Genomic DNA, 21,889 nt, shown 5'->3' with positions numbered 1-21,889 from the left:
CGGCTAGCGCGCGGCGCTGTCCATCTCCGTCGAGGCGGTTGAAACCGGGTCGAACTCGGCCTTGCGGCCGGTATTGAGGCGTGCGTCGAGCCTGGCGGCGATGTATTCCGCCATGCCGTGGGGATGCCGGCTTGCAGGCGCCTGGATCGCCGGCACGGCGCCGAGAACCGCCTTGTTCCAGCTCGAGCGCAGCGCTTCCGCCAGAAGATCGAGGCGAACCGGGTAGGCGACCGAAGCATAGGTAATGCGACTTTCGCCCCTGAGTCCGTTTTCGCGGGCGATAGGCACCGGCACTGATGCGACGAATTCGTCGGTCGATTCGATCAGTTGGCCGAACGGCCAGACTTTTCGCAGGCTTTCGGCATCCATCGGCGCGACGTTGACGTCGATGTCGTTGGGCGTGCCGGCGACCCGGTAGGGGCAGCGGCGGATGCCGCAATTGGCTTGCGCCGAGAACTGCCACAGCGTGTAGCTCTGCCAGTTGCCCTTCGGGAAATGGATGCCGATCTCGGGCTTGTAGCGGGCATACCAGAGCGGCAGGCGCGACAGGAGCCGGTAACGGTAGCGGTTGTCGGCGATATAGCGGGACGTCGAGCCGTTGGTATAGAGGATCGGATAGCGGCCGGTGCGCAGGAAGATGTGGCGGACGAAGATTTCCGCATCCTCCAGCGACATCCACTTCGTTGGATCGTTTTCCTCGATGTCGAGCGCCATCAGGTCGTCGGGGCCCGGCTCGGCGAAGTCGAGGAAATTCTCCGCCTGCTCGATCGGGTTGCCGGGGCGGGCGAGGTGGTAGGCGCCCCATTTGAGGCCGAGCGCCTTGGCGACGGTCCTGCGGGTGTGGAACAGTTCGCGCGCCACCGCATGGCGTTTCCACAGCGCCTTGCACAGCCTGTAGGCGGTTTCGTCGCCGGAGCAGGAATAGGCTGGCGGCAGCCCGTCGGAGGCCTTGTTGATGAAGCCGACGATGCGCTTGTCGCCGGCGAGCTTCTGCCAGTCGATCGAGTTGTATTCGTAGGCGTCGATGACGAGCGCCCGGTCGACCTTCTTCCACGGTTCGGAGAAATCGGAGGCTTCAGCCGTCGCGGGCAGGTGAATGGCCCACGCGGCGGTGAGCGCCGCGAGCGCGAAACGGTGAAGCTTGGACGTCAATCCCCTCAAGCGGCCATCCTCGGTGACGAACCGATGGTGAACCGCCATGGTTAAGGAAATGCTGATGAAGCTCCACCGCCCAGCGGTTGCAAAGGCGCCCTATTTGCCGTCGTTGAATGAGATCGCCTGCAGGTCGAAAGGATCGGGCGCGGCTTCCGTCGGAAGCGTGCCGTCGGCCTCGCGCTTGCGGTAGTGCGCGAGAGAGCATTTGGGCGAGCACAGGATGCCGCGGTCGGTCCAGTAGGCGGCACCATTCTCGACCCTGCCCTCGTGATAGCAGAAACCTTCCGATCGGAACGGCAGGCCGCATTCGACGCAGCTGTAGGGATCGGGGCGGGCGAGCATCTGTGAACCTCGTTGTTTCGCCCCTTTTAGCAGCGCCAGACTTTAGTTCGAAGCCTGTCAAAAAATTGACGTTTACGTCAAAAGTCACTTCCCCTCGGCGGAGGAAGGCGGATAGTGTGTCGCGCAAGGCGGCCGACGGGCCGCGTGGGATGACCAGGAGGAAGTGTCATGTATCGCGCCCCGGTGGAAGAGATTGCCTTTGCGTTGAAGCACGTCGCGGGGCTGAAGGCGGCGCTCGATGCGGGAACCTTTGGCGACCTCGGCGAAGATCTGGTCGACGCCATCCTGGGTGAGGCCGGTCGCTTCGCCAGCGAAGAGGTGGCCCCGCTCTACGAGATCGGCGACAAGGTGGGGGCAAAGCTCAAGGACGCGGCCGTGACCACGCCACCCGGCTGGAAGGCCGTCTACAAGCACTGGGCCGAGGGCGGCTGGAACAGCCTCAACGGTCCCGAGGCGTTCGGCGGCCAGGGCCTGCCGACGATGATCGGGGTCGCGGCGCTTGAAATGTGGAATTCGGCCTCGATGGCCTTCGGCATCGGCCCGACGCTGTCGATGGGCGCGGTCGAGGCGCTGGAGAAACACGCATCGGAGGAACTGCAGGCGGCCTATCTGGCAAAGCTCGTCTCGGGCGAGTGGATGGGCACCATGAACCTGACCGAGCCGCAGGCCGGGTCGGATCTGGCAGCGCTGCGCACCCGTGCCGAGCGCGCCGGCGATGGCACCTACCGCATCTTCGGCCAGAAAATCTTCATCACCTATGGCGAGCACGATCTGACCGACAACATCGTGCACCTGGTTCTGGCGCGCCTGCCCGATGCGCCGGCCGGCACGCGCGGCATTTCACTGTTCCTCGTGCCAAAGTTTCTGCTCAACGACGACGGCACGCCGGGTGCACGCAACGACGTGTTCTGCTCTGGGCTCGAGGAGAAGCTCGGCATCCACGCCTCGCCGACCTGCACGATGATCTATGGCGACGGTTTTGCCAAAGACCGCGAGCCGGGTGCGGTCGGCTGGCTGATCGGCGAGGAAAACCGGGGCCTTGCCTGCATGTTCACCATGATGAACAACGCCCGCCTCGCCGTCGGCATGCAGGGGGTGGCGGTGGCCGAGACGGCCTTCCAGAAGGCGCTCGCCTATGCCAACGACCGCCAGCAGGGCAAGGCATCCGGCTACACCGGCGAGGGCATGGCGCCGATCGTCCATCACCCCGACGTGCAGCGCAACCTGTTGACCATGAAGGCGCTGACGCAAAGCGCGCGGGCCATCGCCTATTCCTGTGCTTATGCCATAGACATGGCGCGGGTTTCGGAAGGTTCGGCCAAGGCGCACTGGCAGGACCGTGCCAATCTGTTGACCCCGGTCGCGAAAGCCTTCCCCACTGATGTCGGCGTCGATGTCGCGTCGCTTGGCGTGCAGGTGCATGGCGGCATGGGCTTCATAGAGGAGACGGGTGCGGCCCGGCTGCTGCGCGATGCCCGCATCGCCCCGATCTATGAGGGTACCAACGGCATCCAGGCGATCGACCTGGTCACCCGCAAGCTGCCGCTGGGCAACGGCGACCACGTCTTCGACTACATCGGCGAACTCGACGCGGTGGCCAATGCGGTCGCGGCGCTGAACAACGAGGACTACGGCCGCAGCGCCATCTGCCTTGAGCAGTCGCTGGACGACCTGCAGCAGACCACGCGCTTCCTGCAGAAGCTGCTTGAGGACGGCAGGACGGACGATGCCCTAGCCGGTGCCACGCCCTATCTCCGGCTGTTCGCGCTGGCTGCCGGTGGCGCCTATCTGGCACGCGCGGCCCTTGCCGATGGCAACGCCGGGCGCGTGGCATTGTGCCGGTTCTTTGCCGAGAACCTGCTCGGCGAGACGGCGGCTCTCAAGGACCGCGTCACCGGCGGCGCGGCAAGCCTGCGCGAAGCCGCCAAGGCGCTGCTTTCGGCATGAATTATGGGACGAGGAACAGTCTGACGTGAGCGACCACATTATCATCGAACGGCAGGATGCCGTGCAGACCATCCGGATGAACCGTCCGGACAAGAAGAACGCGATCACCCGAGCCATGTATGCCGAGATGGCGGCGGCACTTGCCGCCGGCGATGCCGATCCGGCAGTGCGCGTTCATGTCTTCCTCGGCGTGCCAGGCGCGTTCTCGGCCGGCAACGACCTCGCCGACTTCATGACGATCGCCACTGGTGGCGAAGGTGGCGGCGAGGTTTGGGATTTCCTGCTTGCCCTGGCCAGGACCGAAAAGCCGGTGGTTTCGGGCGTCGACGGCATCGCCGTCGGCATCGGCACGACCATCAACCTGCATTGCGACCTGACCTTCGCCACGCCGCGTACCGTGTTCCGCACGCCCTTCGTCGACCTGGGACTGGTGCCGGAGGCGGGGTCCAGCCTGCTTGCGCCGCAGGTGCTTGGGCGCCAGGGCGCCTTTGCGCTGCTCGGCCTGGGCGAGGGGTTCCCGGCGGAACGGGCGCTCGCTGCGGGGCTGATCTACAAAGTCGTGGCTGAAGACGAGCTGGAGGCTGCAACGCTTGCGGCTGCCCGTGAAATCGCGACCAAGCCGCCGGAAGCGCTGAAGATCGCCCGCGACCTCATGCGCGGCGACCGCTCGGAGCTCGTCGCCCGCATCAAGGTGGAAGGCGAGCACTTCCGTGCCCGGCTCAAGTCCGACGAGGCGCGCGCCGCGCTCGTCGCCTTCATGACGCGGAAGAAGGGCTGATTTTCACCCTCCCCGGAGGAGGGTGAAGGGCTTACGGATACAGCCTGTCCTTGTCCCAGCCGCCGTCGGCAGCGCGGGTGAAGACGACGCGGTCATGCAGCCGGAACGGACGGTCGTGCCAGAACTCGATCTGGCTCGGCACAATGCGGAAGCCTGACCAGTGCGCCGGGCGCGGGATTTCGCCGATGGCGTGGCGCACGGTGTATTCGGCCACTGCCTTCTCCAGCGCGAAACGGCTTTCAAGCGGGCGCGACTGCTTCGACGCCCAGGCGCCGATGCGGCTGCCGCGCGGACGGGTGGCGAAATACTCGTTGGCCTCGGCATCGCTGACGATCTCCACCGGGCCGCGCACACGGACCTGGCGCCGCAGCGATTTCCAGTGGAAGCACATCGCGGCCTTCATCGTCGCCAGGATCTCGCGGCCCTTGGCGCTCTCGAAGTTGGTGTAGAAGACGAAGCCATGTTCGTCGAAGCCCTTGAGCAGCACCATGCGCACGTCCGGCAGCCCGTCGGTGTCGACGGTTGCCAGTGCCACCGCGTTGGGATCGTTCGGTTCGCTGGCCGTTGCGTCCTTCAGCCACGCTGCAAACAGCCGATAAGGCTCGGCGCTCTCGGTGAAGTCACCGCTTGTTAACTCAGTGTCCGTCATAGCTCTTACTCGACCTGCCATTTACGACCGGGAGAATGCCTATTGTCGCGCTTCGCGCAAGCCTTTGAGGGCCATTGCCTCCCACAATTTGGGTTCCGATCCTTCAAGGTGGTGCTGCTGCTTAGCCTGACGACGATCAGCGCCTGTGGTGTTGGCGGCTTCAGCCTGGAGAAGGCCGAGGTGGACCGAACGCTGCTGACCAGCAAGGTTCCGGACGACGCCAACCGGAGCAGCGATGCGAATCGGCTGTCCGACGAGGCGACGATCCGCAACGCCGTCTCTTCCGCCGATGTCGAAGGCCTGCAAGGGCAGGCGATTCCTTGGGCCAATACGGAGACCGGATCTCGCGGTTCGATCAGCGCGCTGGTGGAAAGCACCGGACGTGGCGTGTTGTGCCGGCAATTTGCCGCCTCGCGCGAAAGCTTCGACGGCGTCGGCCTGTTCAAGGGCGAAGTGTGCGCCGCCGGTGCCGGGGCCTGGCAGATGGTGGCATTCGAGCCCGCCTGACGCTTTGCGGCATCCCTGCCTCTGGAATTTCTTCCTAGCCAAGCGCATATAGGAGGGAACCAACCCTTTTTCTCTGTTGTGGAACTGCGCATGCGCGACCCCTATGAGGTGCTGGGCGTTGCCAAGAACGCCTCGGCCAAGGACATAAAAGCGGCCTACCGCAAGCTCGCCAAGAAGCATCATCCGGACCAGAATCCCGATGATCCCAAGGCGAAGGAACGCTTTGCCGCCGCCAACCAGGCCTACGAGATTCTCGGCGACGAGAAGAAGAAGGGCGCGTTCGACCGCGGCGAGATCGATGCCGATGGCAAGCAGCGCTTCCATGGCTTCGAAGGTGCTGCGGGTGGCGATCCGTTCGGCGGCTTCCGCCGTCAGCAGGCCGGGCCTGGCGGCTCGCGCTTCGAATTCCGTTCCGGCGGTCCCGGCGGCGCATCCTTCGACGCCGGCGACATCTTCAGCCAGATTTTCGGCGATTCCTTCAGCCAGCGCGGCCCGGGAGCAGGTGCGGGCGCCGGCATGGGGGGCGGCCAGCGCGCTCAGCCCGGTGCCGACGTCAATGTCACGCTCGACGTGACCATCGAGGAAGCTGCGACTGCGCCCAAGGTGGCGGCGATGTTTCCTGACGGACGCAAGATGGCCGTCAAGCTGCCGGAGTATGTCGAGGACGGCCAGACCATCAGGCTCAAGGGCCAGGGCGAGCAGGGCCTTGGCGGCGCGGGCGATGCACTCGTCAAGATCAGGTTCCGCCGCCATCCGCGCTATCGCGTCGAGGGCAGGGACCTTCATGCCGACCTGCCGGTGCCGCTGCGCGATGCCGTGCTCGGCGCCAAGCTTGCGGTGGAAACACCGGCCGGGCGGCTTGCCGTCAACGTGCCGGCCTGGTCGAGCTCGGACAAGGTCCTGCGCATCAAAGGGCGTGGTCTGCCCGAAAAGGCCGGCGGCCATGGCGACCTCTATGTCCATGTTCGCGTCATGCTGCCCGAGGGCGGCGATGCCGCGCTCGAAGAGCTGATGCGCAAGTCCAACGGCTGACAGCCGGCCGGCGCGACGTCGCCGGCCATCGGCGTATCAATGCTTGAAGGCATGAGTTGCCTATGCGATAGGCTCTCCCAAACAATTCTTGCATCGGAGAGCGCTCATATGGCGGGTGGACAGGGCCTGATGGCCGGCAAGCGCGGCCTTATTCTCGGCGTCGCCAACAACAGATCGATCGCCTGGGGCATTGCCAAGGCCTGCGCCGACCAGGGCGCCGAGCTCGCCTTCACCTATCAGGGCGACGCCCTGAAGAAGCGCGTCGAGCCGCTGGCCGCCGAAATCGGTGCCTTCGTCTGCGGCCATTGCGATGTCACCGACATGGCGACCATCGACGCCTGCTTCGAGACGCTGGAGAAGAAGTGGGGCAAGCTCGACTTCGTCGTCCACGCCATCGGCTTCTCCGATAAGGACGAACTCACCGGCCGCTATGTAGACACCAGCCATGGCAACTTCCTGAAGACCATGGATATCTCGGTCTATTCCTTCACGGCGGTCGCCCAGCGCGCCGAGAAGCTGATGACCGATGGCGGCTCGCTTCTGACCATGACCTATTACGGCGCCGAGAAGGTGATGCCCAACTACAACGTCATGGGCGTCGCCAAGGCAGCGCTCGAGGCGAGCGTGAAGTATCTCGCAGTCGACCTCGGCCCGAAGAAGATCCGCGTCAACGCGATCTCCGCCGGCCCGATCAAGACGTTGGCTGCCTCGGGCATCGACGACTTCCGCTACATTCTGAAGTGGAACGAGTACAACGCCCCGCTGCGCCGTACCGTCTCCATCGAGGAAGTCGGCGATTCCGGCCTGTATTTCCTGTCCGACCTGTCGCGCGGCGTCACCGGCGAGGTGCATCACGTCGATTCCGGCTATCATGTCGTCGGCATGAAGGCGGTCGATGCACCCGATATCGCGGCCGTCAAGGACTGACATCCCGCATCAGCCTGACATGACCCCGCTCACCTATTTCGTGCGCCACGGCCAGACGCCCTGGAACGCCGAGCAGCGCCTGCAGGGCCAGGCCGACACCGACATCAATGCGCTCGGCCGGGAGCAGGCCGACCGCAATGGCCGCCGGCTCGCTGAGCTCATTGCCGATCCGGAGGCTTTCGATTTCGTGGCCAGCCCGATGCGGCGAACCCGCGAGACCATGGAGCGCGCGCGCAAGGCGATGGGGCTCGATCCCTCGGCCTATCGCACCGACAGCCGCCTGGTCGAGGTAAACTTCGGCGACTGGCAGGGCTTCACCTTCCCCGAGCTCGATGAACGCCAGCCCGGCGCCAGCACGGCGCGCCTGCACGACAAGTGGGATTTCGTGCCGCCCGGCAAGGATGCGGAGAGCTACGAGATGCTCACCGCCCGTATCCGCCCGTGGTTGGCGGAGGTCGTGCAGCCGACGGTATGCGTCACCCACGGCGGCGTCATCCGCGCCATCTTCCGCCTTGTCGAAGACCTGCCCAAAAACAGAGCCGCGGCCCTGGAGGTTCCCCAGGACCGCGTGCTGAAACTGGAAGGCGGCCGCCTGGACTGGATCTAGCGGCCGGATATTTCGGTGCCTACTGCGGCAGTTCCATGTCGGTGATCAGGTTCTCGCCCTCGACCACATCATAGGCCAGCAGGATTTCCATGCCGGGCTTGATGTTGTCGACATCGAACTCGCCCGGAAGCTTGTAGGATTTGCCGTTGTCGAGCGTGATGACCGACTTGTCCTTGTCGACCGACTTGACCTGACCTTCGGCCTCTGCGGCCAGCGCGGCACCGGTGATCATCAGAACGGCGGCAACAGCGCCAATAAGGGTACGCATTATCGTCCTCTTTCTTTTACGTTCTTTCACGCCTCTCCCCCGAAAGGCGACGATTTACGGGCGGTCGGAGGGAAGCAGAAACCAACCGAATGTGTCAAAACTAAATCGTCTTCGATCACGGTTTGACCACCGCTAAAAAGGCAATTGCACCCCATGCGTCGTTGCGGAGGCGCAAGGATCCGCCATTCCCGGGAGTTGGCGCACGGTCCTTTCCGAAAAGGAATTTTACTTTTCGGGGGCATGCGCTAGAAGGCCCCATACCCCCCGGAAAGGGCTCTTGCATGTCGCATAACACCTTCGGCCATCTGTTTCGCGTCACCACCTGGGGCGAGAGCCATGGGCCGGCGCTTGGCTGCGTTGTCGACGGCTGCCCGCCCGGCATTCGATTCACATTGAAGGACATCCAGGACGAACTCGACAAGCGCAAGCCGGGCCAGTCTCGCTTCGTCACCCAGCGCCGCGAGCCCGACGAGGTCAAGGTGCTGTCGGGCGTGATCCTTGACGAGGACGGCGAGACACTGATTTCGACCGGCACGCCGATCTCGATGCTGATCGAGAATGTCGACCAGCGCTCCAAGGATTATGGCGAGATTGCCCGGCAGTATCGCCCGGGCCACGCCGACTACACCTACGACGTCAAATATGGCCTGCGCGACCATCGCGGCGGCGGACGCTCGTCGGCGCGCGAAACGGCGGCACGCGTGGCCGCCGGTGCTATCGCCCGCAAGGTCGTGCCGGGGCTGGTCGTGCGGGGCGCGCTGGTGTCGATGGGCACGAAGTCGATCGACCGGGCCAACTGGGACTGGGACTTCATCGGCAGCGCCGAGAACCCGTTCTTCACCCCGGATGCGGCTTCGGTCCAGGGTTTCGCCGACTATCTCGACGGCATCCGCAAATCGGGTTCCTCCGTCGGCGCGGTGATCGAGATCGTCGCCGAGGGCGTGCCTGCGGGGCTTGGTGCGCCGATCTACGGCAAGTTAGACCAGGACATCGCCTCGAACCTGATGTCGATCAACGCCGTCAAGGGCGTCGAGATCGGCAACGGCTTCGAAGCCGCGCGCATCACCGGCGAAGAGAACGCCGACGAGATGCGCATGGGCAATGACGGCCAGCCGATATTCCTGTCGAACCACGCCGGCGGTATACTGGGCGGCATCTCGACGGGGCAGGCGGTGATTGCACGTTTCGCCGTCAAGCCGACCTCGTCGATCCTGACGCCGCGCAAGTCGATCGACAAGGATGGCAAGGACGTCGACGTGATGACCAAGGGCCGGCACGATCCGTGCGTCGGCATCCGCGCCGTACCGATCGGCGAGGCGATGGTCGCCTGCGCCATTGCAGACCATTATCTGCGCCATCGTGGACAGACGGGAAGATGAGCGAATAGCGAATAGTTAGTAGCGAATGGTACGGTTTCCCTCTATTCGCTACTCACTATTTCCTATTCGCCAGAACGAGCGAAGCGAGCACACATGCCATACGATCAGAAGAAAGTTGTCGAAGCGCTGAGAGCCTTCGAGCGCGGTGAGATCGTGGTCGTCATGGACGATGACGGGCGCGAAAACGAGGGCGACCTGATTGTCGCCGCCGTCCATTGCACGGCCGAGAAGATGGCGTTCATCGTCCGCCATACCTCCGGCATCGTCTGCACGCCGATGCTGAAGGAAGATGCCAGACGGCTCAACCTGACGCCGATGGTCGCCGACAATGATTCCGCGCACACGACGGCGTTCACCGTCAGCGTCGACTTCAAGCATGGCACCACGACCGGCATCTCGGCCGAGGATCGCACGCTGACCGTGCGCAACCTCGCCAACGGCAATGTCGGCGGCTCCGACTTCGTCCGCCCGGGCCACATCTTCCCGCTGATCGCCCGCGAAGGCGGCGTCCTGATGCGCTCGGGCCATACCGAGGCTGCCGTCGACCTGTGCAAGCTCGCCGGCCTGCCGCCGGTAGGTGTCATTTCCGAACTGGTGAACGACGACGGTACCGTCATGCGCGGCCCGCAGGTTGCCTCCTTTGCCGAGAAGAATGGCCTCAAGCAGGTTTCGGTCGCCGATCTGATCGCCTACCGCCAGCGCCAGGAGACGCTGATCGAGCGCGTCGATACTTTCGACATCGAGACCCCAGCCGGCACGGCCAAGGCCATCACCTACACGCTGCCGTGGGACGTCATGCACCACCTCGCGATCGTCTTCGGTGACATCCGCGACGGCGAGGAAGTGCCGGTGCGCCTGCACACCGAGGACGTGGTGACCGACGTGTTCGGCACCAGCAACCGCCTCGGCGACATCATGAAGACCTTCGGCGAGTGCAAGCGTGGCGTCATCGTCTATCTGCGCGAAGGATCAGTCGGCGTTTCCAATCTCGGCCGCAACCGGCCTTCGGCCGAACGCGAGGATCATGAAGAGGCCCGCCATCGTGAAGACGAATGGCGCCAGATCGGCCTCGGGGCTCAGATCCTGAAGGATCTCGGCATCTCCTCGATCAACCTGGTTGCCTCGCGCGAACGCCACTATGTCGGCCTCGAAGGTTTTGGCATCCGCATCGCCAAGACCGAAATCCGCTGATTTTCACCCCTTTGAGGGGTGATTGACATCCGCCGGCTGCGGCGCATCCTCCTGTCCATCTCTTTGGGGAGAGTCGGGTATGTGGGATTTCAGCATAGGCCAGAGCCTGGCGATCATGGCGCGCACCTGGCCGTTCATCGTGCTGCGCATGGTCGTCTATTTCGGCATCACGCTCGCCTACATCGTGGCGATGGGGGCAGGCGCCGGCGTGGGCTACGGGGTCGGCCATATCGCGACCGACCCTGACGGGCCGGTTTCGTTCGCCCTGTGGGGCGGCATCGCCGGCTTCGGCGTGGTGTCGGTCGCAGTCTACTGGATCCGCGAATACATCCTCTACATCGTCAAGGCGGGCCACATCGCCGTGATGGTCCATCTCATCGACGGGCGCGACATACCCGGCGGCCAGGGCCAGATCGCCTACGCCCGCGAGGTCGTCAACGAGCGCTTCAGCGAGGCGAGCATCCTGTTTGTGCTCGACCAGCTGGTGAAGGGCGTGATCCGCACGATCACCGGCCTGATCGGCGGCATCGCCGCCTTCTTGCCGATCCCGGGTCTCGACGGGCTGGTCAGGTTCATCAATACCGTCATCCGCATGTCGCTGACCTATGTCGACGAGATCATCCTCGGCTACAACATCCGCATCGGCAGCACTTCGCCGTGGCAGAGCGCGCGCCAGGGCGTGGTGCTCTATGCGCAGAACGGCAAGACCATGGTCAAGAACGCCGTCTGGCTGTCGCTCGTCGTCTGGGGCGTGTCGCTGCTGATCTTCCTGTTCATGCTCGCGCCGGCAGGTGCCATCCTCTACTTCATGCCGGGCCAGCTTGGCGGCTGGGCCTTCGTGCTGGCGATCGTCTTTGCCTGGGCGTTCAAGTCCGCGCTGATCGAGCCATTCGCCGTGGCCTCGCTGATGCAGGTCTATTTCAGGGTCATCGAGGGCCAGGTGCCCAATCCTGAATGGGACCGCAAGCTGGAGGAGACGTCGTCGAAGTTCCGCGAGTTGAAGGAAAAGGCCTTCGGTTCGGGCGAGGCGTCGCGCTGGGACGGCACGCCGCGCAGTACCTGAAAGGGGCCGGCCCGCGCAGGCCAATGCCCGCGCGGACCGCACGTTTCTTATTCCGCCGGCTGAGCCAGCGCCGGCGGAATGCGCACCGATTGCCGCAGCGACCGCTGACCGAGGAAGGTGATCACGAGCGCGATAAAGCCTGCGATCAGCGACACCATGAAGCCGCTGCTGGGGTCGAGGTTGTCGATGAGCCAGCCGGAGGCCGACGAGCCTGCGGCCATGCCGATGCTGATGCCGGTAACGGCCCAGGTCATGCCCTCGGTGAGTTTGGCTGACGGCACGATCTTCTCGACCAGCGCCATCGACAGGATGATGGTCGGCGACACTGCAACGCCTGCCAGGAACAGAACGACCGAAAGCATCGTGACGTTGTTGACGGCCAGAAGCGGCAGCGTCGTCAGGGCGGCGAGTGCGATCGCGATCAAAAGCTGCCGGGCAAGCGGCATCTTGAGCTTCAGGGTGCCGAAGACGAGGCCGGCGATGAGCGAGCCGGCAGCATAGGCGGACAACGCAAAGCCGGCGGACGCCTTGTTACCCTGGGCCTCGGCGAAGGCCACTGCGGTGACTTCGGCGGTGCCGAAGATGGCGCCGATGGCGATCAGCGTCAGCACAAGGATCTGGACGGGGCCGAGCCGGATCACCGACTTGCCGTCGCTGCGGTCCTGCGCATGCACAGGCGGTTCGGTCGAGCGTTGGGCGGCGAACAGCAGGCTGCCCACAGCCAGCAACACGGTCGCGACGAGCGGACCGGCCTCCGGGAAGAAGCCGACGCTGAGGCCAATGGCGATGATGGGACCGGCCATGAAGATGACTTCGTCCACGATCGATTCGAAGGCGAAGGCCGTGTGGAGTTGAGGCGTGTCGCGGTAGATCTCGGTCCAGCGCGCGCGCACCATCGCGCCCATGATCGGCGTGACGCCTGCGAGAATCGCGAAGACAAACAGCACCCAGTTGGGCGCGCCATAGCGCGTGGCGAGCATCAGTCCGGACAGTGCAGCAACCGCCAGGGCAGCGCTCGGCAGCAGCATGCGAACCTGGCCGTAGCGGTCGATCAGCCTGGCGACCTGCGGCGCGACGACGGCGCTCGACAGGGCGAAGGCGGCGGCAACAGCGCCGGCCAGCCAGTATTCGCCATGGGTTTCGGACAGCATGGTCACGATGCCGAGCGTGACCATGGACATCGGCAGGCGCGCAACGAAGCCGGCGGCCGAGAACGCCTTGGCGCCCGGCGCCTTGAAGATTTCTGAGTATGGATTGCGCATTGATGTCACCGGGGCGGAGATAACTGAGATTTCAAAGCCAGTCGAGCCGCCTGATATGGCGACTCGTTGGTGCAGTCGAAAGGCCTTGCCTGAGAAAATGTCGGCTCATTCCGCTGCTTGTGGAGCAGCTCGCGGCAATTCTACTTCGTGTTCGCCTGCGAGTGCTTTCTGACCGAGAAGGACGACTACGAATGAGATCGTGCCTGCGGCCACGGAAACCCAGAAGCCGTTCTGCGCGCCGAAATTGTCGACGACCCAGCCAGCCACGAAGGCGCCTAGCGCCATGCCGATGCCGATGCCGGCCATCACCCAGGTGATGCCTTCGGTCAGCATGGCCTCGGGCACCCGCCGCTCGATCAGGCCGAAGGCCATGATGAAGGTGGGCGAGATCGCCACGCCGCTGACGAAAATGGCAAGCGCGAGCAACGGCACCGTGTCGGCGACCAACAATGGCAGCGTGGTCAGTGCGACGACGGCGATCGCGATGGCGAGCAGGCGTTGTTTCGGTGCCTCGAGGTTCAGCGCGCCGACGATCAATCCGACAACGAGCGAACCGGCTGCATAGACGCCGATGACGAGGCTGGCGGCAGTCGGCTGGCCGAGTTCCTTTGTGATCGCCACGGCGCTGACCTCGGCTGTGGCGAAGATCGAGCCAACGAAAATGAGCGCCAGGGTGATGATCTGGACCGGGCGCAGCATGATCGCCGAGCTGCCGTTCGCGAGTTCCCGCTTCCTGACCTTGGGCTCGCTCGACCGTTGCAGGATGAAGGCTGCCATGCCCAGCGCCAGGAAGAGCGTGCTGGCCAGCACGCCGGCTTCCGGGAACAGGGCAACGCTCAGGCCGACGGAAAGCGAGGCACCGGCAATGTAGACCATTTCGTCGGCGACCGATTCAAAGGCGAAGGCGGTGTTGAGTTCGGGGCGGTCGCGGAAGATCTCGGTCCAGCGGGCCCGCACCATGGCCGGCACGCTTGGCATGGCCGCAGCGATGAAAGCCGAGACGAACAGCGTCCAGGCTGGCCAGTCATAGCGGGTTGCAACGAGCAATGCGGCAAAGGCGATGACGGAGATGACAGTGGTGGGGAGAGCCACCGCAGTCTGGCCGAGCCGGTCGATTCGGCGCGAGATCTGCGGGGCGGCGAAAGCATTGGTCAGGGCGAAGGTGGCCGCGACCGCACCGGCCAGCCAGTATTCGCCGCGCGTCTGCGACAGCATCGCGACGATGCCGATAGGGGCCATGGCGATCGGCAGGCGGGCGATGAAGGCAGCCGCTGCGAAGCCCTTGGCCCCAGGGACCCTGAAGATTTCACCATACGGATTGTGCATCGGAGCACTCCTGGAAATTCGAGGACGTGCCACTTACATACGTGGCGTATGTGAAAGAGCTAATTGCATACGCTTCGTATGTCAATTACCATACGCGTCGTATGTCAAAAAAATATACATGACGTATGTGAATGAGGCCGGCAGGAAGAAGCGATGAAGATTGCGCATAAGTCCCGCAGCGAGATGATTGCCGAAACGCGCGGCAAGCTGATTGCGGCCGCGCGCCGGGCCTTCGCAACGGTGGGCTATGCCAACGCGTCGATGGACGACTTCACCGCCGAAGCCGGTCTCACGCGCGGCGCGCTCTACCATCACTTTGGCGACAAGAAGGGCTTGTTCGAAGCCGTCGTGGCCCAAATCGACCGTGAGATGTCGTTGCGGCTCAACGCCATCTCGGCCAAGGCCAGGACGCGCTGGCAGGGTTTCGTGGACGAAAACATCGCCTATGTCGAAATGGCGCTGGAGCCGGAAATCCAGCGTATCGTCCTGCGCGACGGTCCGGCAGTCCTTGGCGATCCGGCGCAATGGCCCAACGCCAACGCCTGTATCCTTTCGATAACGAGCAACCTCGTTGCGCTGAAAGAGGAGGGCGTCATACGCGACATCGACCCGGAGGCGATGGCGCGGCTGATCAGCGGCGCTTCGCTCTATGCTGCCCAGTGGATCGCCATTTCCGAGGACCCCGGCGCGACGTCGACAAAAGCGGTGAAGGCGTTCCGCACGCTCATGGAGGGGCTGCTGGTGGACAACAAGTCCGCTGCCTGATCTTCAACCCGGCCGGATATGCCCCTTGGCCGACACCGGCATCACGCCGCGATTTTTCCCCAGGCTTCGGCAGCTATCGCGTGGTCTGGCCAGCCATAGCTGATAAGGTGAGGCGATGACCACTCGGCTCTATTCCCACCCGATCTATCTCGAACACCTCACCCCGGCCGGACACCCCGAACGGCCCGACAGGCTGCGCGCCATCGAGCGCGCACTCGAAGACGAGACATTCGAGACCCTCGACCGCGCGGAAGCGCCGGAGGGCGACGAGCAGACGATTCTCTATGCGCATCCGGAATCCTTCGTCGACAGCGTCCGACGTCAGGTGCCGGAGGAGGGGCTGGCGCGGATCGATGGCGACACCGTGCTGAGCCCGAAGAGCTGGCAGGCGGCGCTGACGGCCATTGGTGCGGCCAACGCCGCGGTCGACGACGTCTTCTCCAAGAAGATCGACAATGTCTTCGTCGCTTCGCGTCCGCCCGGCCATCATGCCGAGAAAACCACGGCGATGGGCTTTTGCCTGTTCAACAACGCGGCCATCGCCGCGCGCCACGCCCAGAAAAAGCATGGCGCCGAGCGCGTGGCGATCGTCGACTGGGACGTGCACCACGGCAATGGCACCCAGGACATCTTTTGGGACGATCCGAGCGTTCTCTACTGCTCGACCCACCAGATGCCGCTTTTTCCCGGCACTGGGGCCAAGAGTGAGACCGGCACTGGCAATATCGTCAACGCGCCGCTGTCACCGGACACCGGTAGCGACCATTTCCGCGAGGCGTTCCGCTCGCGCGTGCTGCCGGCACTCGACAGTTTTGCGCCCGACCTGATCATCATTTCGGCCGGCTTCGACGCGCATCACCGCGACCCGCTGGCCGAGATCAACCTGACCGAAGCCGATTTCGACTGGGCGACGGGGCAACTGATGGACCGCGCCGCGCGCCATTCGTCCGATCGCCTCGTCAGCCTGCTCGAAGGCGGCTACGACCTTCACGGGCTGGCCTTTTCAGTGGCCGCCCATGTCAACCGCCTCATGAAAGGATGAACCATGGCCGCTGAGCTCAATGACGAAATCAAGGCGATGAGCTTCGAGCAGGCGCTGGCCGCCCTGGAGAAGATCGTCGACGATCTCGAGCGCGGGGATGTGCCGCTCGACCAGTCGATCAAGATCTACGAGCGCGGCGAAGCGCTGAAGGCGCATTGCGACCGCCTGCTCAAGGCGGCAGAGGATAAGGTCGAGAAGATCAGGCTTTCGCGCGACGGCAAGCCAGTCGGCGTGGAACCGCTCGACGCGGAGTGACCGGCTCCCGAATAACTTGACCTCGCGGCACGTTGCGCCCAGTTATGGGGAACCCACACGGTTGACGAAAACCCGGGAGCAGGCGATGTGCCGCAACATCAAGACATTGTTCAATTTCGACCCGCCGGCGACGCATGACGAGATCCGCGACGCCGCGCTGCAGTTCGTCCGCAAGCTGAGCGGTGCGACCAATCCATCGAAGAAGAACGAAGCGGCTTTCAACCGCGCGGTCGACACGATCGCGGAAGCCGCACATGAAATGCTGCATGCGATGGAAACGCACCAGCACCCGCGCAATCGCGAGGAAGAAGCCGCCAAGGCAAAGGCACGTTCGGCGTTGAGATTTGCCTGACACACGTGGTGACAGCAGCGCTCCGTTAACCCCTTAGGATGCAGTCATGAGTTTCTTCCCAGCCAGTGACCCGACCCCGGGTGACGCCTTTTCCTGCGACCAGATTGAACTGATGGTCGTGCCCAATGCCAAGGATATCGATGGCTTCGAGGTCCGCCGGGCCCTGCCGACGGCAAAGCGCCGGCTGGTCGGGCCGTTCATTTTCTTCGATCGCATGGGCCCTGCCATCCTGCGGGCCGGTCATGCGCTGGACGTGCGCCCGCATCCGCATATCGGGCTTGCGACCGTGACTTACCTTTTTGACGGCAAGATCAGGCACCGGGACTCGCTCGGCACCGAAATGGTGATCGCGCCCGGCGATGTGAACCTGATGACCGCCGGTCGCGGCATCGTCCACTCCGAGCGCACGCCCGAGGAGCTGCGCGGTGCGCCGATGTCGGTGTCGGGCCTGCAGACCTGGCTGGCGCTGCCCGATGGCAAGGAGGAGGTGGCGCCGCTGTTCGAAAACACTGCCAGCGTCGATCTGCCGGAGTTTGCCGCCGACGGCGTCCGCGGGAGGCTCATCATCGGCGACTTCAAGGGACTGCGCTCGCCGGTGCGGGCGGCCTCCGACACGCTTTATGCCGATATCTCGCTCGCTCCCGGCGCCAGGATCAAGATTCCTGCCGATGCCGAGGAACGCGCCATCTACACGCTTGGCGGCGAGATCGACATCCTCGGCGACCGCTTCCCGATCGAGCGGCTCCTGGTGTTCAAGCCGGGCGACGAGATCGTCGTTTCGTCCGAGACCGGCGCGCATTTCATGCTCTTCGGCGGCGCCTCGCTCGGTTCCAAGCGCTACATCTGGTGGAACTTCGTCTCGTCGTCGAAGGAGCGCATCGAGCAGGCCAAGAATGAATGGAAGACCGGCCGCTTCGATATCGTTCCCGGTGACGAGGAAGAATTCATCCCGCTGCCCGAAAGCTAGAGCCGGGCGCCTACGGCCTAAACCCGACCGCGTCACCGCTACGCATTTACTTTCCGGGCCTGCGGACGTATCTGCCGAGGGTTAATAGATGTTAGTGCTGTTTGATGAACGCAAAACCTGAAACTCCCCTTCTCGACAAGGTTCGGCTCCCGTCCGAGCTGCGCGCGCTCGACGAGGCACAGTTGCCGCAGCTGGCCAGCGAGCTGCGGGCCGAGCTGATCGACGCTGTCTCGCAGACGGGCGGACATCTCGGCGCCGGTCTTGGCGTCGTCGAGCTCACGGTGGCGCTGCATTACGTCTTTGATACGCCCGACGACCGCATCATCTGGGACGTCGGCCACCAGGCCTATCCGCACAAGATCCTGACCGGCCGCCGCGACCGCATCCGCACGCTGCGGCAGGAAAACGGGCTTTCCGGTTTCACCAAGCGAGCCGAGAGCGAATACGATCCTTTTGGCGCGGCCCACTCGTCGACCTCGATTTCGGCCGGACTCGGCATGGCCGTGGCGCGCGACCTCAACGGCGGCCGAAACAACGTCATCGCCGTCATCGGCGATGGCGCCATGTCGGCTGGCATGGCCTATGAGGCGATGAACAACGCCGGTGCGCTGGACGCCCGGCTGATCGTCATCCTCAACGACAACGACATGTCGATCGCACCGCCGGCGGGCGCGATGAGCGCCTATCTGGCGCGCCTTGCCTCCGGCCGCACCTATGCCGGCGTGCGCGAACTCGGCAAGAAGCTGACCTCTTATCTCGGCCGCCGCGTCGACCGCGCGATTACCCGCGCCGTCGAGCACGCGCGCGGCTTCGTCACCGGCGGAACGCTGTTCGAGGAGATGGGCTTCTTCCATATCGGCCCGATCGACGGACATAATCTCGAGCACCTGATCCCGGTACTGAAGAATGTCCGCGACAACGGAACCGGCCCCGTGCTGATCCACGTCGTGACCCAGAAGGGCAAGGGCTACGCCCCGGCGGAAGCTGCCGCAGACAAGTATCACGGCGTCAACAAGTTCGACGTCATCACCGGCGCCCAGGCCAAGGCGCCGGCAAATGCGCCCAGCTACACCAAGGTATTTGCCGAGAGCCTGGTCCAGGAGGCACGCGAGGACGACAGGATCGTCGCCGTCACCGCGGCCATGCCGTCGGGCACCGGCCTCGACCTGTTCGGCGAGGCATTCCCCTCGCGCACCTTCGACGTCGGCATCGCCGAGCAGCACGCCGTGACCTTTGCGGCCGGTCTCGCGACCGAAGGCATGCGGCCCTTCGTGGCGATCTACTCGACCTTCCTGCAACGCGCCTATGACCAGGTTGTGCACGACGTTGCCATCCAGAAGCTGCCGGTGCGCTTTCCGATCGATCGCGCCGGTTTCGTTGGCGCCGACGGCCCGACCCATTGCGGCGCCTTCGACACCGCCTATCTTGCGTCGCTGCCCGATTTCGTCGTGATGGCGGCGGCCGACGAGGCCGAGCTGCGCCACATGGTGCGCACCGCGGCCGAGTTTGACGAGGGCCCGATCTCGTTCCGCTATCCCCGCGGCAACGGTGTCGGCGTCGACATGCCCGAGCGCGGGCAGGTGCTGGAGATCGGCAAGGGCCGGATCGTCAGGGAAGGCACCAAGGTGGCGCTGCTGTCGTTCGGCACGCGTCTCAAGGATTGCCTGCTCGCCGCCGAGGAACTGGGCGCTGCCGGCCTGTCCACCACGGTTGCCGATGCGCGCTTTGCCAAGCCGCTCGACGAGGATCTGATCCGCCGGCTGGCGCGTTCGCACGAGGTGCTGGTTATGGTCGAGGAGGGCTCGGTCGGTGGCTTCTCCAGCCAGGTGCTCGATTTCCTCGCCCGCAACGGCCTGCTCGACAACGGTCTCAAGGTGCGTCCGCTGACGTTGCCGGACAGCTTCGTCGACCACGCCAACCCCGACAAGATGTATGTCGACGCTGGTCTCGATTCGGCTGGCATCGTGCGCGCCGTCTTTGCAGCGCTCGGCAAGTCTGCCCAAGCGGCGCGCGCCTGATCGGGGCGCGCTTGCCTTCCGGGCGCGCATTCGCCATTGAAAGCCATGGAAATCTCAAGGCAAGCCAACGCCAGCCTGCGGCTCGACGAATTGCTCGTCAGCCGCGGTTTCTTTGCCAGCCGATCGCGTGCCCGCGATGCAGTGGCGCGCGGGGCTGTGACCGTCGATGGCCAGCCGGCGAAGAAGCCCGGCCAGTCTGTTGCGGGCGACGTTGCCATTAAGGTCGACGACCCGGCGCAGACCTATGTCTCGCGCGCAGCACTGAAGCTGATCGCCGGGCTCGATCATTTTGGCTTCGACCCGGCAGAGCGGCAGGCGCTCGACATCGGTGCCTCGACGGGCGGCTTCACGCAGGTGCTTTTGGAACGCGGTGCGACCCATGTCGTGGCGATCGACGTCGGCCACGGTCAGATGGACGAAAAGCTGCGGGCCGATCCGCGTGTGACCTGCCTGGAAAGGCTCAACGCCCGCAACTTGGCGCGCGATGATCTCGGCGGAAGTCTGCCGGACTTTCTGGTCTCGGATGTGAGTTTCATCTCGCTGCGGCTGACTCTGCCCAACGCACTCGGACTGGCTGCATCTGGCGCAAAGGGCGTTTTCCTGGTCAAGCCGCAGTTCGAGGCCGGGCGCGAGGCGATCGGTAAGGGCGGCCTGCTCAGGAATGCTGACGACGGGCCTAAGATTGCCGAGGAACTGCGCCTTTGGCTCGATACCATTCCGGGCTGGCGGGCGCTCGGCATCTGCCCGTCGCCGCTCGAAGGCGGTGACGGCAACCGCGAATACCTGCTCGCTGGAGTGAAAGATCGATGACTGCACGGTTCGAGATTGCGCGGCTGGGCGCGCATGGCGACGGCGTCGTCGATGCCAATGGCGGGCATATCTTCATCCCCTTCGCTCTGCCCGGCGAGACGGTGACCGCCGCGCGCGAGAAGGATCGCGCACAGTTGCTAGCTGTGATCGAGGCTTCGCCGCAACGGGTCGAACCTGCCTGCCGCCATTTCACCGAATGCGGCGGCTGCGCCATCCAGCATCTTGAAGATGGCGCCTATCGCGACTGGAAACGTAGCCTGGTGGTGCACGCGTTGAAGGCGAGGGGCATCGAAGCTTCGGTCGGCGATCTTGTCGCCTGCCCGCCGCACAGCCGCCGCCGTGCCGCTTTTACCGCCCGCAACACCGAGACCGGCATTCATCTCGGCTACAACAAGGCTTTTTCCCACACCCTCGTCGATATCGAGGAATGTCCGGTGCTCCTGCCTGGTATCGTCGAGGCGGCCGGTATCCTGCGTCATCTCGCCGGGATCATCGCCAACACGTCGAAGCCTTTCAGGTTCCTGGTCACCTCGACGGAGACCGGTTTCGACGTGGCGGCCAGCGATTGCGGCAAGCCGACCGAGGCGATCCGCCGTGCGGCCACCGATTTCGTCATCAAGTCGAAGATCGCAAGGCTTTCCATCGACGGCGAGATCATCGTCGAGCCGGTCAAGCCGATGCTGACGTTCGGCACGGCGACGGTGACGCCGCCGACCGGCGGTTTCGTCCAGGCGGTAGCCGATGCCGAACAGGCGATGGCGTCGCTCGTGATCGGCCATCTGCGCAAGGCCAAGAAGGTCGCGGACCTGTTCTCCGGCAGCGGCACGTTTTCTCTGCAGCTGGCGACAAATTCGGAGGTTCACGCCGTCGAGGGCGATGCGTCGGCGCTGGCCGCGCTCGACAGGGGCTTCCGTTTTGCCTCCGGACTGAAGCGCGTCACGGTAGAGCGCCGTGACCTCGATCGGCGCCCGCTGACCTTCAAGGAACTGAATGCCTTCGACGGCATCGCCTTCGATCCGCCGCGCGCCGGCGCCGAGGATCAGTGCAAGCAGATCGCCCGTTCGGACGTGCCCTATGTGGCTGCGGTGTCGTGCAATCCGGCGACACTGGCGCGGGATCTACGCATCCTCATCGACGGCGGGTACGCGCTGAAGAGCGTGACGCCGATCGACCAGTTCCTCTGGTCCCACCACGTCGAGGCGGTGGCGCTGCTGGAGAAGCCCAAGAAGCGGCGGTGAAGGCGCTCG

At 64.5% G+C, this 21,889-nt stretch carries 23 protein-coding genes; 17 read left to right on the top strand and 6 right to left on the bottom strand.

The window, feature by feature from the left end; genetic code table 11:
- Positions 1-3 precede the first annotated feature (3 nt).
- Together CO731_RS23020 and CO731_RS23015 are read right to left on the bottom strand one after the other, a co-directional pair.
- A complete protein-coding gene (locus CO731_RS23020; RefSeq protein ID WP_245439491.1) occupies positions 4-1,161 on the bottom strand; it encodes a GH25 family lysozyme in 1,158 nt (385 codons plus the stop codon).
- A gap of 90 nt (positions 1,162-1,251) precedes the next feature.
- A complete protein-coding gene (locus CO731_RS23015; protein ID WP_108608972.1) occupies positions 1,252-1,497 on the bottom strand; it encodes a hypothetical protein in 246 nt (81 codons plus the stop codon).
- Between the two features lie 168 nt (positions 1,498-1,665).
- Between CO731_RS23015 and CO731_RS23010 the strand changes: the two genes are divergently transcribed.
- A complete protein-coding gene (locus CO731_RS23010) occupies positions 1,666-3,444 on the top strand; it encodes an acyl-CoA dehydrogenase (RefSeq protein ID WP_108608971.1) in 1,779 nt (592 codons plus the stop codon).
- A gap of 25 nt (positions 3,445-3,469) precedes the next feature.
- Positions 3,470-4,222, top strand: coding sequence for a crotonase/enoyl-CoA hydratase family protein (locus CO731_RS23005; protein WP_108608970.1), 753 nt, complete (start codon positions 3,470-3,472; stop codon positions 4,220-4,222).
- 31 nt (positions 4,223-4,253) lie between these two features.
- On the opposite strand, the gene pdxH is transcribed toward CO731_RS23005, so the two are convergent.
- Entirely contained in the window at positions 4,254-4,871 is a 618-nt protein-coding gene (gene pdxH, locus CO731_RS23000) for a pyridoxamine 5'-phosphate oxidase (RefSeq protein WP_108608969.1), read from the bottom strand.
- Between the two features lie 42 nt (positions 4,872-4,913).
- Between pdxH and CO731_RS22995 the strand changes: the two genes are divergently transcribed.
- From CO731_RS22995 to CO731_RS22980, 4 genes are all read left to right on the top strand, one after another.
- Positions 4,914-5,378, top strand: coding sequence for an RT0821/Lpp0805 family surface protein (locus CO731_RS22995; RefSeq protein WP_245439489.1), 465 nt, complete (start codon positions 4,914-4,916; stop codon positions 5,376-5,378).
- A gap of 90 nt (positions 5,379-5,468) precedes the next feature.
- Positions 5,469-6,410: a J domain-containing protein gene (locus CO731_RS22990; RefSeq protein ID WP_108610010.1), complete on the top strand. Its 942-nt coding sequence runs from the start codon at positions 5,469-5,471 to the stop codon at positions 6,408-6,410.
- Positions 6,411-6,518: 108 nt separating this feature from the next.
- Positions 6,519-7,337, top strand: coding sequence for an enoyl-ACP reductase FabI (gene fabI, locus CO731_RS22985; protein ID WP_108608968.1), 819 nt, complete (start codon positions 6,519-6,521; stop codon positions 7,335-7,337).
- A 19-nt stretch (positions 7,338-7,356) separates the two neighbouring features.
- Entirely contained in the window at positions 7,357-7,944 is a 588-nt protein-coding gene (locus tag CO731_RS22980; protein WP_108608967.1) for a histidine phosphatase family protein, read from the top strand.
- A 19-nt stretch (positions 7,945-7,963) separates the two neighbouring features.
- Here CO731_RS22980 and CO731_RS22975 read toward each other — a convergent pair whose 3' ends face one another.
- Complete coding sequence (locus CO731_RS22975; RefSeq protein WP_108608966.1) at positions 7,964-8,212, bottom strand: DUF1344 domain-containing protein; 249 nt, start codon at positions 8,210-8,212, stop codon at positions 7,964-7,966.
- Positions 8,213-8,493: 281 nt separating this feature from the next.
- Here CO731_RS22975 and aroC point away from each other — a divergent pair, with 281 nt between their 5' ends.
- The 3 genes from aroC (at position 8,494) to CO731_RS22960 (ending at position 11,845) form a co-directional block, all read left to right on the top strand.
- The gene (gene aroC, locus CO731_RS22970) at positions 8,494-9,591 is read left to right on the top strand and encodes a chorismate synthase (RefSeq protein ID WP_108608965.1); all 1,098 of its coding nucleotides are present in this window, start codon (positions 8,494-8,496) and stop codon (positions 9,589-9,591) included.
- 93 nt (positions 9,592-9,684) lie between these two features.
- Positions 9,685-10,782 carry a 3,4-dihydroxy-2-butanone-4-phosphate synthase gene (gene ribB / locus CO731_RS22965; protein WP_108608964.1) on the top strand — a complete coding sequence of 366 codons (1,098 nt, stop codon included), beginning with the start codon at positions 9,685-9,687 and terminating at the stop codon, positions 10,780-10,782.
- 79 nt (positions 10,783-10,861) lie between these two features.
- The gene (locus CO731_RS22960) at positions 10,862-11,845 is read left to right on the top strand and encodes a hypothetical protein (protein ID WP_108608963.1); all 984 of its coding nucleotides are present in this window, start codon (positions 10,862-10,864) and stop codon (positions 11,843-11,845) included.
- Positions 11,846-11,892: 47 nt separating this feature from the next.
- Here CO731_RS22960 and CO731_RS22955 read toward each other — a convergent pair whose 3' ends face one another.
- A complete protein-coding gene (locus tag CO731_RS22955; RefSeq protein WP_108608962.1) occupies positions 11,893-13,107 on the bottom strand; it encodes an MFS transporter in 1,215 nt (404 codons plus the stop codon).
- 105 nt (positions 13,108-13,212) lie between these two features.
- Positions 13,213-14,433 carry an MFS transporter gene (locus CO731_RS22950; RefSeq protein WP_108608961.1) on the bottom strand — a complete coding sequence of 407 codons (1,221 nt, stop codon included), beginning with the start codon at positions 14,431-14,433 and terminating at the stop codon, positions 13,213-13,215.
- Positions 14,434-14,586: 153 nt separating this feature from the next.
- On the opposite strand from CO731_RS22950, the gene CO731_RS22945 reads away from it, so the two are divergent.
- The 8 genes from CO731_RS22945 to CO731_RS22910 all read left to right on the top strand — a co-directional run bounded on the left by CO731_RS22945 (position 14,587) and on the right by CO731_RS22910 (position 21,880).
- Positions 14,587-15,198, top strand: coding sequence for a TetR/AcrR family transcriptional regulator (locus CO731_RS22945; protein WP_245439488.1), 612 nt, complete (start codon positions 14,587-14,589; stop codon positions 15,196-15,198).
- 115 nt (positions 15,199-15,313) lie between these two features.
- Positions 15,314-16,240, top strand: coding sequence for a histone deacetylase family protein (locus tag CO731_RS22940; protein WP_108608960.1), 927 nt, complete (start codon positions 15,314-15,316; stop codon positions 16,238-16,240).
- 3 nt (positions 16,241-16,243) lie between these two features.
- Positions 16,244-16,495 carry an exodeoxyribonuclease VII small subunit gene (locus CO731_RS22935; protein ID WP_108608959.1) on the top strand — a complete coding sequence of 84 codons (252 nt, stop codon included), beginning with the start codon at positions 16,244-16,246 and terminating at the stop codon, positions 16,493-16,495.
- Between the two features lie 85 nt (positions 16,496-16,580).
- On the top strand, positions 16,581-16,847 hold the full coding sequence (locus tag CO731_RS22930; RefSeq protein WP_108608958.1) for a DUF2277 domain-containing protein: 267 nt from the start codon (positions 16,581-16,583) through the stop codon (positions 16,845-16,847).
- Positions 16,848-16,893: 46 nt separating this feature from the next.
- Positions 16,894-17,814, top strand: coding sequence for a pirin family protein (locus CO731_RS22925; RefSeq protein WP_108608957.1), 921 nt, complete (start codon positions 16,894-16,896; stop codon positions 17,812-17,814).
- 104 nt (positions 17,815-17,918) lie between these two features.
- Positions 17,919-19,832 carry a 1-deoxy-D-xylulose-5-phosphate synthase gene (dxs, locus tag CO731_RS22920; RefSeq protein WP_108608956.1) on the top strand — a complete coding sequence of 638 codons (1,914 nt, stop codon included), beginning with the start codon at positions 17,919-17,921 and terminating at the stop codon, positions 19,830-19,832.
- 45 nt (positions 19,833-19,877) lie between these two features.
- Positions 19,878-20,642: a TlyA family RNA methyltransferase gene (locus CO731_RS22915; RefSeq protein WP_108608955.1), complete on the top strand. Its 765-nt coding sequence runs from the start codon at positions 19,878-19,880 to the stop codon at positions 20,640-20,642.
- The gene (locus CO731_RS22910) at positions 20,639-21,880 is read left to right on the top strand and encodes a class I SAM-dependent RNA methyltransferase (RefSeq protein ID WP_108608954.1); all 1,242 of its coding nucleotides are present in this window, start codon (positions 20,639-20,641) and stop codon (positions 21,878-21,880) included. Before CO731_RS22915 ends, CO731_RS22910 begins: the two co-directional genes overlap by 4 nt.
- Positions 21,881-21,889: the final 9 nt, after the last annotated feature.

The organism is Aminobacter sp. MSH1, assembly GCF_003071665.1.
Lineage (GTDB): Bacteria > Pseudomonadota > Alphaproteobacteria > Rhizobiales > Rhizobiaceae > Aminobacter > Aminobacter niigataensis.
The sequence above is the reverse complement of the archived record's forward strand: the minus strand, read 5'-3'. Positions and strand labels throughout refer to the sequence as shown.